This window comes from Actinoplanes sp. NPDC048791, from assembly GCF_040650095.1.
Taxonomy (GTDB): Bacteria; Actinomycetota; Actinomycetes; order Mycobacteriales; family Micromonosporaceae; genus Actinoplanes.
Window position 1 is genome coordinate 1 of the sequence record NZ_JBEZGQ010000164.1, and the last position, 11,884, is coordinate 11,884.

At 71.2% G+C, this 11,884-nt stretch carries 14 protein-coding genes and 2 tRNA genes; 3 read left to right on the forward strand and 13 right to left on the reverse strand.

Going from position 1 to position 11,884, the window contains the following annotated elements:
* Positions 1-319: 319 nt before the first annotated feature.
* The 4 genes from AB0C29_RS14980 to AB0C29_RS14995 form a co-directional block, all read right to left on the reverse strand.
* Positions 320-1,012, reverse strand: a complete 693-nt coding sequence (locus AB0C29_RS14980; protein ID WP_360820415.1) for an N-acyl homoserine lactonase family protein — start codon at positions 1,010-1,012, stop codon at positions 320-322.
* 104 nt (positions 1,013-1,116) lie between these two features.
* Positions 1,117-1,189, reverse strand: a tRNA-Glu gene (locus AB0C29_RS14985).
* A 132-nt stretch (positions 1,190-1,321) separates the two neighbouring features.
* Positions 1,322-1,393, reverse strand: a tRNA-Gln gene (locus AB0C29_RS14990).
* A gap of 93 nt (positions 1,394-1,486) precedes the next feature.
* A complete protein-coding gene (locus AB0C29_RS14995; RefSeq protein ID WP_360820418.1) occupies positions 1,487-2,290 on the reverse strand; it encodes an NAD(P)H-binding protein in 804 nt (267 codons plus the stop codon).
* Positions 2,291-2,347: 57 nt separating this feature from the next.
* Between AB0C29_RS14995 and AB0C29_RS15000 the strand changes: the two genes are divergently transcribed.
* Positions 2,348-3,136 (forward strand): TetR/AcrR family transcriptional regulator, encoded by a 789-nt coding sequence (locus AB0C29_RS15000; RefSeq protein ID WP_360820421.1) that lies wholly within the window; start codon positions 2,348-2,350, stop codon positions 3,134-3,136.
* Here the strand turns inward: AB0C29_RS15000 and AB0C29_RS15005 are convergent.
* The 4 genes from AB0C29_RS15005 to AB0C29_RS15020 are packed head-to-tail and all read right to left on the reverse strand — an operon-like array spanning position 3,091 to position 5,994.
* Entirely contained in the window at positions 3,091-3,894 is an 804-nt protein-coding gene (locus tag AB0C29_RS15005) for a fumarylacetoacetate hydrolase family protein (RefSeq protein ID WP_212992138.1), read from the reverse strand. The two genes, AB0C29_RS15000 and AB0C29_RS15005, sit on opposite strands and share 46 nt — an antisense overlap.
* A 42-nt stretch (positions 3,895-3,936) precedes the next feature.
* A complete protein-coding gene (locus AB0C29_RS15010) occupies positions 3,937-4,185 on the reverse strand; it encodes a helix-turn-helix transcriptional regulator (RefSeq protein WP_360550047.1) in 249 nt (82 codons plus the stop codon).
* A 10-nt stretch (positions 4,186-4,195) separates the two neighbouring features.
* On the reverse strand, positions 4,196-5,044 hold the full coding sequence (locus tag AB0C29_RS15015; protein ID WP_360820424.1) for an ABC transporter permease: 849 nt from the start codon (positions 5,042-5,044) through the stop codon (positions 4,196-4,198).
* Positions 5,041-5,994, reverse strand: coding sequence for an ABC transporter ATP-binding protein (locus AB0C29_RS15020; RefSeq protein ID WP_360820445.1), 954 nt, complete (start codon positions 5,992-5,994; stop codon positions 5,041-5,043). Before AB0C29_RS15020 ends, AB0C29_RS15015 begins: the two co-directional genes overlap by 4 nt.
* A 56-nt stretch (positions 5,995-6,050) precedes the next feature.
* Here AB0C29_RS15020 and AB0C29_RS15025 point away from each other — a divergent pair, with 56 nt between their 5' ends.
* On the forward strand, positions 6,051-6,875 hold the full coding sequence (locus AB0C29_RS15025) for an alpha/beta hydrolase (protein ID WP_360820427.1): 825 nt from the start codon (positions 6,051-6,053) through the stop codon (positions 6,873-6,875).
* A 28-nt stretch (positions 6,876-6,903) separates the two neighbouring features.
* Positions 6,904-7,842: a 3-methyladenine DNA glycosylase gene (locus AB0C29_RS15030; RefSeq protein ID WP_360550055.1), complete on the forward strand. Its 939-nt coding sequence runs from the start codon at positions 6,904-6,906 to the stop codon at positions 7,840-7,842.
* Between the two features lie 4 nt (positions 7,843-7,846).
* Here AB0C29_RS15030 and arfB read toward each other — a convergent pair whose 3' ends face one another.
* The 5 genes from arfB to AB0C29_RS15055 form a co-directional block, all read right to left on the reverse strand.
* Positions 7,847-8,272, reverse strand: a complete 426-nt coding sequence (gene arfB, locus AB0C29_RS15035; RefSeq protein WP_360820430.1) for an alternative ribosome rescue aminoacyl-tRNA hydrolase ArfB — start codon at positions 8,270-8,272, stop codon at positions 7,847-7,849.
* 45 nt (positions 8,273-8,317) lie between these two features.
* The gene (locus AB0C29_RS15040; protein WP_360820433.1) at positions 8,318-9,319 is read right to left on the reverse strand and encodes a hypothetical protein; all 1,002 of its coding nucleotides are present in this window, start codon (positions 9,317-9,319) and stop codon (positions 8,318-8,320) included.
* Positions 9,320-9,463: 144 nt separating this feature from the next.
* The gene (locus tag AB0C29_RS15045) at positions 9,464-10,660 is read right to left on the reverse strand and encodes a HAMP domain-containing sensor histidine kinase (RefSeq protein ID WP_360820436.1); all 1,197 of its coding nucleotides are present in this window, start codon (positions 10,658-10,660) and stop codon (positions 9,464-9,466) included.
* Positions 10,657-11,340 (reverse strand): response regulator transcription factor, encoded by a 684-nt coding sequence (locus AB0C29_RS15050; RefSeq protein ID WP_360820439.1) that lies wholly within the window; start codon positions 11,338-11,340, stop codon positions 10,657-10,659. Before AB0C29_RS15050 ends, AB0C29_RS15045 begins: the two co-directional genes overlap by 4 nt.
* A gap of 7 nt (positions 11,341-11,347) precedes the next feature.
* Positions 11,348-11,884, reverse strand: a 537-nt coding sequence (locus tag AB0C29_RS15055) for a trypsin-like peptidase domain-containing protein (RefSeq protein ID WP_360820442.1), incomplete at its 5' end; no start/stop codon positions are given.

Genomic DNA, 11,884 nt, shown 5'->3' on the forward strand with positions numbered 1-11,884 from the left:
CGGCGGTTGAGGGCCGGCGCCTCAACGGTCGCCGGCCCGACCACGGCGGTTCAGCCAGGGCGCGATCCCGGCGTGGCAACGATCAGCCCGGCGGCGAGCGCCGTGATGATCGCCGACCCGACCCGACCCGCCCCGGCGTGACGCCGTCGGCCCGTTCCACCACATAGTTGGCGTAGCCGTTCGCGCACATAGTTGGCGTAGCCGTTCGCGACCGCGTCCGTGGCAAGCACAACGGCACCGGGCATCAGCCCGGCCCGGCGCCGCGACGAAGGCCCGAACCCCGCGTGGCACACCGGCCCAGCGACCATCCCGCACCGGATCAGGGCGTCCATACGGCGTTGTCGTGGGCGAAGACCACGCGGGCCGGGTCGAAGCTGAGCAGCCGTTCGATCCAGGCCGGCGGGAACTGCAGCGGCGCCTCGGCACCGTCCAGTCCGGCCCGCCGGGCGAGCACGTCCGCGGTGAAGCCGACCGCGTGGTCGTGGCTCTGCCCCGCGACGACAACCGTGCCGTCGCCGCGGCGGACGACCAGGGACTGGTGACCGGCGGTGTGCCCGGGCGTGGGCACGATCACCACCCCGGGCAGGATCTCGGCTTCGCCGTCGAGCTCGACGTAGACCGCGCCCGGGTGGTCGATGAGCCAGGGCAGCGTGTGGTCCTCGACGGTACGGGCGATGTCGAGCTCGAGCCGCTGGGTGTAGACGGGCCGGCCGGGCAGCGCCGGGTTGCCGCCGCTGTGGTCGAAGTGCAGGTGGCAGTTGACGATGTGCCGGATGTCCTCGGGCCGGGCATCGACAGCGGCGAGCGCCTCGGGCAGCGGCACGCGGTGGGGCCGGTAGTGCGCGTCCACGTCCGGATCCCCGCCCATGCCGGTGTCGACCAGCAGCAGGCCGTCGGGATGCTCGACGAGGTAACCGAGGCACGGCTCGACCCGGGGTGAGCCTGTGCCCGTCTCCTCGGCGGGCCGGATGAAGTAGCCGAAGTCGACGCGTCGCACGTTGATGTCCGTCACAGCAGCCAGTCTGCCGTCTGCAACGCCCGGGAAACGGCCCGGGGAATACGCCCAGAGCAGACAAAAGCGGCCCGTGTCTCTCGACACGAGCCGCTTGCTGCTTGTAGCCCCGAAGGGATTCGAACCCTCGCTACCGCCTTGAGAGGGCGGCGTCCTAGGCCGCTAGACGACGGGGCCAGAACACGCTGTACTGCAGAAACGCTGCACTTCTGTGGTGCCTTACCTGCTGCTTCCGGCTCTTTGGCGTGAGCAACGGTGCGGAACTCTATCAGAAGTCCAGCACCACCGCCCTTGCGGGAGTCGGTCGCGCTGGGGTACCAGGACTCGAACCTAGACTAACTGAACCAGAATCAGTCGGGCTGCCAATTACCCCATACCCCATTGGTACGGCTTGCCGTACCGAGTGGAAACTCTACCCGAGCCCATGGTGGCGAACAAATCGGGTTACCACCCGGCGTTTCCGTGACCGCGTGACTACTGGAACATGTCCGTGTTGTCCCGCGCCCAGGCGGCGAAGGTGATCCCCGGACGGCCGGTCAGTTCGGCCACCGTCTGCACCGCCACCTGCGGATGTCCGACCATCTGGCGCAGGCCGTCGGCGTACCAGCCGCCGTACTCGCCCATTGCGAGGGTCAGCTGCTCGACCAGCTCGTCGTGCGGCAGGTCGACGTAGGTGAGCTCCCGGCCCAGCGCCGCGCCGATCTCCAGCACCCGTTCGCGGCGGGTCAGGGACTGCGGACCGGTCAGCTCGTACGAGTGGCCCTCGTGACCCTCCTCCAGCAGGCACCGGGCCGCGACGGCCGCGATGTCCTCCAGCGCGATGGGCGCGTTCGCGACGTCGCCGTAGCCGTCGCGGACCACGTCACCCGCGGCGATCTGGGCCGACCAGATCCCCGAGTTGGTCATGAACTCTCCCGGCTCCAGGTGCACGAACGGCACTCCGCAGGCCTCGACGCCGTCCTCGATGACCTGCCAGTGGTCGCCCTTGGCGCCGGCCATGTCGACGATCCGGCGTACCCCCGCGGCCGCGGCCAGCCGGCACACCTGCTCATTGGTCTCCACCAGCGGGGCCAGATACATCCGGTCGACGCCCGCCAGGGCGGCCGGCAGCGTCTCGGGCCGGCCCAGATAACCCCGGACGGCCTCGACCTGCGGCGGCAGACCGGCCCTGGCCGGGTTGACGGTCAGCGCCCGCACGTCGGTCGCGCCCAGCGCCAGCAGCTCGTCCACCACGAGCCGGCCCACGCCGCCCGTCGCACCGGTAACGAGGATCTTCATGCGCACTCCCCCAGTTCTCGTAGACCCTACGGAAACTCTTCTCGTAGGGTATACGAGATGACCGAGTACAGCGGGGCCACCGATCCCGACCGGATCCTGCCGCTGCTGTGGCGGCGCAAGAACGTGCGCAGAGCGACCACCGGGCGCCCGCCCCGGCTCACCGTGGACCAGGTGGTGGCGGCCGGCCTCGCCGTGGCCGACGCGGACGGCCTGGCCGCGGCCTCGATGGCCCAGGTGGCCACCCGGCTCGGGGTGGCGACGATGACGCTCTACACCTATGTGCCGTCCCGGGCCGAGCTGGTGGAGCTGATGGTCGACGAGGTCCTCGGCAGCCGCCGGCTGCCGGGACCGGGCGAGGAACGGCCGGCGCACTGGCGCGAGCAGATCCACCTGTACGCCGACCGCACGATCGCGATGTACCGGGAGCATCCGTGGCTGTGCCAGGTCTCCCGGATCCGCCCGCCGCTGGGTCCCGGAATGCTGCGCGAGAGCGAGTACGTGCTGTCCACGCTGAGCGGCCTGCCGGTGTCGAGCCGCAACACGGCCGCCGTGACGATCACCATGTTCGTGACCGCCGCGGCCCGGCAGGAGGGCGAGAACGCCCAGCTGCGCCGGACCAGCGGCGAGTCGAACGACAGCTGGTGGGGCCGGCTGTGGGAGGACTGGTTCGACGTCGAGCAGCATCCCGCGATGACGGACCTGTGGAACGCCGGCGGCTTCGACCGGGGCCCGGACCAGCAGGCCGCGGACGCCTTTGCCTACGGCCTGGGGCTGCTGCTCGACGGGATCGAGCGACAGGCTCAGTCCAGCGAGACGACCGGGTTGCGCAGCTCGCCGATGCCCTGAACGCTGACCATCACGGTCTCGCCGGAGACGATCTGGCTCACCCCGGCCGGGGTGCCGGTCAGGATGATGTCGCCGGGCAGCAGGGTCATCACGTGCGAGACGTAGGACACCAGGGTCGGCACGTCGAAGACCATGTCCTTGGTCCGGCCGAGCTGGCGCACCTCCATCTCGTCCGGGTTGCGGCCCACCTCGCAGCGCACCTCGAGGTCACTGACGTCGAGGTCGGTCTCGATCCACGGCCCGATCGGGCAGAACGAGTCGAAGCCCTTGGCCCGGGTCCACTGCGGGTCGCTGCGCTGCAGGTCGCGGGCGGTCACGTCGTTGCCGACCGTGTAGCCGAAGATGGCCCGCTGGGCCCCGGCCCGGTCCACCCGGCGGGCGCCGGTCGCGCCGATCACCACGGCCAGCTCGGCCTCGTGCTCGACCTGCTGGGACTGCGGCGGGATCCGGATCGCGTCGTTCGGGCCGATCACCGAGGTGGACGGCTTGATGAAGATCAGCGGCTCCTTGGGCACCTCGTTGCCGAGCTCGGCCGCGTGGTCGGCGTAGTTGCGGCCGACCCCGATCACCTTGCTGGAGAAGATCGGCGCGAGCAGCCGGACGTCGGCCAGGGCCCAGCGCTGCCCGGTGAAGCGCACCTGCTCGAACGGGAGGCTGCCGATCTCGGCGATGGTCAGGCCCTTGGCCCCGGCCCCGGACTCACCCTCGACAACCCCGAAGGACACGCCACCGGCATGAACAAAACGAGCGAAACGCACGGATAACCCCATCCATTGAGCGATGAAAACGCAGGATCGAGGCTACGCCGTACGCGGCACCGGCTCGGTGCCCAGCCGGGGGAACGGGCTGAGCGAGAAGACCACCTCGACGGGCACCTCGAAGTAGTCGCAGATCCGCAGGGCCAGGTGCAGGGACGGGCTGAACTCACCCCGTTCGAGATAGCCCACGGTCTGGTAGTGCACGCCGAGGGCGTCGGCGAGCTGGCGCCGCGAGATGCCGCGTTCGGCGCGCAGCATCGCGATGCGGTTGTACGTGATCTCACTGCTCATGCGTCGTCCGTCACCCGATCCGCGTCATGGCCTTCTCGCGCCGGGCGGCGACCGCCGAGCCCGACTCCCGGCGGGCCATCCGGCGCAGCACGACCGGCGCGAGCACCAGGCCGAGAACCGACCACAGGCCCAGCACGCCGATGGTCTCCGCGTGCCGCCAGGAATGACCGAGCTCGACCGAGGCCAGCGCATCGGGCAGGAACGCGGAGCGCATGCCCAACCCTAGCCAGTAGACCGGGAAGGCCTGCGCGACCCCGTGCAGCCAGCCCGGCATGGAGCTGATCGGGTAGAAGATGCCGGAGATGGCGACCAGACCGCCCAGCGGCAGCAGGAGCAGGCCGATGTTGCGCGGATTCTCCAGCAACGAACCGAAGACCGCGCCGAGCGGGATGGTGGCGGCGAAGCCGAGCGGCAGCAGCCAGCACAGGGTGAGCCACCCGTTCGCGTCGATCTCCAGCCCGTCGACGATGAACAGGCTCGGCACGATCTGCAGCACGAGGCTGATCGCCGACATGCCGCCGACCAGGACCAGCTTGCCGACCAGATAGCCGGCCATCCCGTTCGGCGTGGCCTTGGCCCGCAGCAGGGTGCCGTCCTCGCGGTCGGTCACCAGCAGCGTGGCCACCGTGAGCAGTCCCGCGAAGGCCAGGCCCATGCCCAGCGTGCTCGGCAGCGTGCGGGCACCCAGCGACAGGTCGGTGCCCGGCACGGTGGCGTCGCGCATGAAGTAGACGGTGCCGACGAGCAGGGCCGCCGGGAAGAAATAGGTCCACAGGTCCAGCACGTTGGTCAGGGTCTGCCGCAGCTCGATGCCGCCGCGGGCCAGCCCGGTGCGGGCGGCGGTGGAGACGGCGCTCATCGGACCACCTCGAAGGCGGAGGCGGCGGCGGTGTCCCGGCCGGCCTCGGAGTCACGGACCAGCGTCATGTAGGTGTCCTCCAGACTGGCGCGGCGCACTTCCAGGTCGGCGATGTCGTCGCCGTACTGCCGGAAGAGCTCCCGGACGAAGCCGGTGGCGTCGGCGGCGCTGTGCACGTAGCGGGAGCCGGCCCGGGTCCAGCGGATCTCGGACTCCCCCGCGACCCGGCGGGAGAGCTGGTCGGCCGAGCCGTCCGCGATGATCCGGCCGCCGGCCAGGATGACGATCCGGTCGGCCAGCTTCTCCGCCTCGTCCAGGTCGTGGGTGGTGAGCAGGACGGTGGTGTCGTCCACATCGGTCAGCCGGTGCACCAGGTCGTGGAACTCGCGGCGGGCCGCGGGGTCGAAGCCGACCGTCGGCTCGTCGAGGAAGAGCACCTCCGGCCGGCCCACGATGCCGATCGCCACATCCAGCCGGCGGCGCTGACCACCGGAGAGCCGGTTGATCCGGGTGCCGCCCTGCGCGCCCAGGCCGACGAGCTCGATCAGCTCGTCGGCCGGCCACGGGCGGCTGACGGCGGGCGTGGAGTAGTCCGCGTAGTAGCTGCCGAGGTGGTGCAGCAGCTCACGGACGCGCCACTTGCCGTGGTCGCGCCAGGACTGCAGCACCACGCCGAGGCGGGCCCGCCACTGCTCACCGCCGGTGGCCGGGTCGACGCCGAGCACCCGTACCGTGCCGGCCGAGCGCATCCGGAAGCCCTCGAGGATCTCGATGGTGGTGGTCTTGCCGGCGCCGTTCGGCCCGAGCAGGGCGAGCACCTCACCGCGGCGGGCGGTGAACGACACCCCGTGCAGGACGTCCGTGCTGCCGTAGCGCATGCGCAGGTCGCGGACGTCGAGCACGGTCTCGTCCGGCACCGTGTCCACTCCCGTCACCTCCGCCCCCGTCATGGTCTTCATGTCGAGCACACTATCAAGGATGTAGTAGATGTACTACATTCGTTCGCATGCCAACTATCACCAGTGCCGACGGCACCCGGCTTCACGTGACCAGCACCGGGTCGGGACCCGGCCTGGTCGTCATCCCCGGCGGTCTGCGCCGCTCGCACCACTACCGCCGGCTCGCCGAGTCCCTCGCGGACTCCCGCACCGTGCACGTCATCGAGCGCCGCGGCCGCGGCGCCAGCGGCCCACCCGGCCCGGCCTACTCGATCGAGCGAGAGGTCGAGGACGCACTCGCGGTGCTGGCCGCGACCGGCTCCGGCGAGCTGTTCGGGCACAGCTACGGCGGTCTGGCCGCGCTGCACGTCGCGCTCCGCCGCGACCTCACCAGGCTGGTCGTCTACGAGCCCGGCGTCAGCCTCGACGGCTCGTTCGACCCGGCGTTCCTGCCCGAGTTCGAACGCCGGCTGGCGCGCGGGCGGTCCGCCGGGGCGATGGCCACCTTCCTCACCGGGCTCGGCTTCGCCCCGGTCGGCGTCGTGCCGATGCCCGTCTACACGGCCTTCGCCTGGTTCCTGCTGCAGACGCCCGAGGGCCGGGAGACCCGTGAGCTGCTGCCGACGCTGCCGGCCGAGTGCCGGGTCACCGCCGGCCTGGACTCCGACGGCAGCCGGTACGCCGCCATCGGCTCACCGACCCTGATCATCGCGGGTGGCCGCAGCCCGGAATGGCTGCGCCGGGTCCAGCCACGGCTCGCGGAGCTCGTCCCGCACGCCCGCTACGCCCTGCTGCCGGAACTCGATCACAACGCTCCCGACCAGAGCGCACCCGCGGCGGTGGCGGACCTCGTTCGGGCGTTCCTCACCACAGACGACGCCGAGGCTCGATAGGAGTGGACTTGCTGGATACGCTGGTGCGATGCGGATCAGCGAAACCCACGCGCTGACCACTGTGCTGCCCTCGGTCAGCTGGATCCCGCTGGCCCGCGCCCACGCCGAGCGGGCCGACGAGATGACGGCCGGGCACCGCGCGCGCAAGGCGGCGGGCGAGAAGCACGCCATAGAGGATTTCCTGTACGACTACTACGGCACCCGCCCGGCCCAGCTCCGCCGCTGGCACCCCGGGGTGGGCACCGGGCTGGCCGCGGCACCGACCGGGCTGGCCGAGCACGCCGCCTGGAAGTGGTACAAGGCGCATCCGGACGGCGTCGTGACCCTCGACACAGAGGCGTACATGCACGCCCGCGGCGAGAGCGTCCGCTACATCCACGGCCTGCTCACGGCCACGGCATCCCGGCCCGCGTTCTCGGGCTGCTTCGGCCTGCACGAGTGGGCGATGGTCTATCGCCAGCCGGAGCACCGGCACTCGCTGCCGCTGCGGCTGGGCCAGGCCGAGACGGACAAGGTGGTCGAGGAGCACCCGATCCGCTGCACCCACTTCGACGCCTTCCGCTTCTTCACCCCCGAGGCGGTGGGGCTCAACCGCCTCCAGCCGACCCGGGCCACCCAGGTCGACCTGGACCAGCCGGGCTGCCTGCACGCGGCGATGGACTGCCACAAGTGGGCGAGCAAGCTCGGCCCCGCGGTGCCCGGCGCCCTGGCGCTGGACTGCTTCGCCCTGGCCGGCGACATCCGCCTGCTGGACATGCAGGCCAGCCCGTACGACCTGACGTCGTACGGGCAGGAGCCGGTGAAGATCGAGACGGCCGAGGGCAAGGCGGAGTACGTCGCCCGCCAGCGCGAGTTCGCCCGCCGCGCGTCGGCGTTGCGGGCCCGGCTGATCCGGGTCTGCGAGGAGCTGCTGGGCCCGGCGCTGGCGGCGGAGAACCGCGAAGCCGTGGCCCCGCACAACAGCTGAGCCGTCAGTCGGTGTCGGCCCGCCGGTTGCGCTTGGTCTGACTGCGCCGCTTCTTCTCGCCGATGCGGCGCTCGACCGAGCCACGGGTCGGTTTGGTGGCCCGCCGGGCCCGTGGCGGCGGGGCGATCGCCCCGCCGACGAGGGCGGCCAGCCGGGCGGCGGCGGCCTCGCGGTTACGCAGCTGCGAACGGTGCTCCGAGGCGGTGATCGTCAGCACCCCGTTGACCAGCCGGCCACCGAGCTGCTCGAGGGCGCGCTCCCGCAACGAGGGCGGCAGCAGCTCGGAGCCGGCCAGATCCCAGGACAGCTCCACCCGGGAGTCGGTGGTGTTGACGCCCTGGCCGCCGGGCCCGCTGGAGCGGGAGAACCGCCACGAGAGCTCAGCGGCCGGGATCGTCAACCGGTCACTGACCCGTACGTCGTCCGCCACGCGCCCAGCATGGCACCGCGCGCACCCGGCCCGCCATCGCGGGTCTCACTTGCCGGCGACGGTGAACTCCCGGGTCACGTTGTAGACGTGCAGGGCATCACTGGCCTTGTACACGCGGTAGCGGTAGGTGCCCTTGCCGGGCGGCTGTACCGCCAGGGTGAACCGTCCCGAGCTGCGGATCTTCGCGCTGCTCACGATCTTCCAGGCGCCGCCGCTGTAGCGCTGGAGGTACGCGTTCTGCCCGGCGTGGGTGGCCGGGACGACGTTGCCCTCGACGTAACCGACGGTTCCGGCGGGCAGGCTCGACGGCTTGGACCTGATGCCGAGGCCCACCTTGACGTCGACCCGCCCGGTCCAGGAGATGCCGTCCATGTACCGGAAGCCGTCGGTGGTCGTGCCCTGGTCGATCACCAGGTACAGCCGGAAGGCCTTGCGATCCGGCTTGACGGTCACGGCGAGCGTCCCGTCCGCGGCGGTGGTCACGGTGGTCAGCAACCGCTCGTCACCGTCGATGACCGGCTCCGTCTGGTCCTCCTGCATGATCCGGACCTGCCGGTTGCCGATCGGGTGCCGCTTGACGAGCTCGTCGATCCAGTACGCGCGGGAGCGCAGGGTCACGGTGCCGCCGTACGTGATGGTGGTGTTCTCGTTGCTCAGCGGCGATTGGCGGTCGAAGAACATGCCGTAGCGGCCGATCGTGTGGAAGGTCCGGTTGAACGGCAACGGCCTCAGGTCGATCCGCTGGCGGGTGCCGTCGAGCCGCATGACCTGCAGGGTCCAGACCTCGAAGCCGCCGTGGGCCCGCTGCTCGCGGATCGGGTCGAACTCCCATTCCCCGTCCTGGGGGGTGCCGCTGATCAGGTGGCCCGGCACGATGCCGCAAGCGTTGTATTTCGGGGGGTTCGCGTCCATCACGCAGAGGTACGTGGCGCCGTCGTCATGCTCGCTCGTCTCGCCGGCGATCACTCCGACCGAGTCGACGATGTGGGCCCGGATGATCACACCGGGCGAGGCTTCGAGGTCGACCGGTTCGGACGGCACGGTCAACGAGGTGATGGTCGTGGTTGCCGCAGCCAGGCCGGCGGAAGGACTTACGGTACCGGCCAGGAGCAGACCCGCTGAGGCGGCAGCGAGCACCTTCCAAGTACGCATAGCCGTGAGTATGCGCGTCGCTCGGCGTACGGCACGTGGTTACGGCCAGGGACTGACCGCGGGCGGTGCTTCGTTGTCCGTTCGGTCGGCCGCCGGCAGCCACAGCACGAACGTGCTGCCCTGGCCGAGCTCGGAGAACGCCGCGACCTGACCGCCGTGGGACTCCACGATCTGCCGGACGATCGCCAGGCCCAGGCCGGTGCGGCGCTGCCGGGAGCGTTCCGCGGCGGATTCCGGTTTCCCGCGCCAGAAGCGGTCGAAGACCCGGGGCAGGTCCTCCGGGGCGATCCCCGGACCCTCGTCGGCCACGGCGAGCCACAACCATGATCCGGTACGGCCGGTCGCGACCGTCACGGTGGAGGACCCCGGGGCCAGCCGTACGGCGTTGGACAGCAGGTTGCCGACGGCCCGGCGCAGACCGTCGGCGTCCCCGATCAGGTGCAGCTCCCCGGGCAGGTGGTACCGCAGTCGCAGACCGCGGTCGGTGATAAAGGACTCCTCGCCGGCCTCCCGGGCGATCGTGGTGAGCTCCACGTCGGCGTCCGACAGCCCGTGCGCGTCCCGGCGGGCAGTGGCCAGCAGGTCCTCCACCAGCCGCGACATCCGCGTCGTGGCCCGGTCCACCACGGCCACCGCCCGTTCGCGTTCCTCCGGGGTCGCCTCCGCCGGGGTGAGCGAGGCGTCGAGGTTGGTCCGGATGATGGCCAGCGGGCTGCGCAGTTCGTGCGAGGCGTCGTCGATCAGCTGGCGTTGCGACTGGAAGGCGTCGTCCAGTCGGTCCAACATGGAGTCGATGGTGTCGGCGAGGTCCCGCAGTTCGTCGCGGGGACCGCCGAGCTTGATGCGCCGGGACAGGTCGGTGGCCTGGATCTCGCGCGCCGTACGCGCGATCGCTCCCACCGGGCGCAGCACCCGGCCGGAGAGCACCCAGCCGATGCCGAGGCTGGCGACGAAGAGCACGCCCAGCGCGATCAGCGAGTAGTTCCGCAGGTTCTGCAGGGTGTTGTAGTTGATCGCGGCCTCGACATCCGCGATGTCCGCGTATTGGACCTGGCGCTGATACACCCGGTTCTCGTAGAGCTTGGCCTGGGTGGTGGTCAGCGGAGCCGCATCCACCGTCTGCGCCACCGCGAAGTAGGTGATCGCCAGGGCCGCCCCGGCCAGCGCGAAGAGCAGCGTGGAGTAGATCACCGTGAGCCGGAACCGGATCGACCGGAACAGCTCCGGCCGCTTCACGCCGCCCCGTCCCGCAGCCGGTAGCCCCGCCCGACCACCGTCTCGATCGAGCCCTCGCCGAGCTTGCGCCGCAACGTGCCCACCGTGACCCGTACGGTCTGGGTGAACGGGTCGGCGTTGGCGTCCCACACGTGCTCGAGCAGCTCCTCGCTCGACACCACGTGCCCGGGCCGGGTCATCAGATATTCCAGGACGCCGAACTCCTTGGGCGTCAACGTCAGCCGCTCGCCGCGCAGCGTCACGACGTGCCGGGCCACGTCCAGCACCACGTCGCCGACGGTCAGCACCGACGACGTGCCGGCCGTGTCCCGCCGCAGCAGGGCGCGGACCCGGGCCAGCAGCTCGGCCAGGGCGAACGGCTTCACCAGGTAGTCGTCCGCGCCCTCGTCCAGCCCGCGGACCCGGTCCTCGAGGCCACCGCGGGCGGTGAGCATGAGCACCCGCAGGTCCGTTTCGCCCGGGGTGTCCACCTCGCCGTTGCGCAGCGAGCGGCACAGGGTGAACCCGTCGCCGTCGGGCAGGTTCACGTCGAGCAGCATCAGGTCGTACTCGTTCACGGTCAGCCGGTCGTACGCCTCGGCGGCGTCGAGCGCGACGTCGACCGCGTACCCCGTCCGGGCGAGACCGACCCGCAGGCCCTCCGCCAGGTCTTCCTCGTCCTCCACCACCAGCAGCCGCATCTGTCGACTATCCACGGCCGATGAGGGTCGCGGCCACCTGAGCGGCCCGGTCGATCGGCACGGCGAAGCCGATCCCGATGGAACCGCCGCCCTCCAGGGTGGCGATCGCGGTGTTCACGCCGACCACCTCGCCACGCGCGTTCACCAGCGGCCCGCCCGAATTGCCGGGGTTGATGGACGCGTCGGTCTGCACCGCGGTCTGCCTTACGGTCCCGCCCAGCCGCACCTGCCGGTCCAGCGCGCTGATGATGCCGGCGGTGACCGTGCCGGAGAGACCGAGCGGTGAGCCGACCGCCAGCACCGGCTCGCCGACCCGGGTGGCCCTGAGGTCGGCGCGGTCCAGCGGGCGCAGCGCGGCCGACGGGGTGACCCGCAGCACCGCGATATCGCTGCCCGGGTCCGTGCCGACGACCTCGGCGGTGAGCCGGCGCCCGTCCGAGCCGACCACGCTGACCGCTCCCCCGCCCCGGGCCGCGACCACGTGGTTGTTGGTGACGATGTGACCGCGGTCGTCGAAGACGAATCCGGAGCCGGACGCGCCGCC